The 407-nt window shown below is 63.6% G+C and carries 1 protein-coding gene; it reads right to left on the bottom strand.

The features are described 5' to 3' along the window. The coding region (locus GV818_RS33910; protein ID WP_161778766.1) for a hypothetical protein at window positions 1-407 on the bottom strand (407 nt) is incomplete at both ends.

Consider the following 407-nt stretch of genomic DNA (forward strand, 5'->3'; position numbering starts at 1 on the left):
CGCCGGGCGCAGGCCGTTACGGTCGAGCGTCGCGCCGATCTGGCGACCATCCGTAAAGCAGATGGCTGCGGGGCCGTCCCACGGCTCCATCATTGCGGCGTGGTATTCGTAGAACGCGCGGCGGTTGTCGTCCATCAGCGTGTGCTGTTCCCACGCTTCCGGAATCATCATCATCATTGCCTGGGCCAGCGGGTAGCCGGCCATCGTCAGCAGTTCGAGGCAGTTGTCGAACGATGCGGTATCCGATTGACCCGGATAGATCAGCGGCCACAGCTTGGGCAGGTCATCGCCCAGCACCGGCGACGAGATGCCGCCCGTACGCGCGTTGATCCAGTTGACGTTGCCCTTGACGGTGTTGATTTCGCCGTTGTGCGCAACCATGCGGTACGGGTGCGCCAGCTCCCATG

This window comes from Pseudomonas sp. Fl4BN1, from assembly GCF_009908285.1.
Taxonomy (GTDB): Bacteria; Pseudomonadota; Gammaproteobacteria; order Pseudomonadales; family Pseudomonadaceae; genus Aquipseudomonas.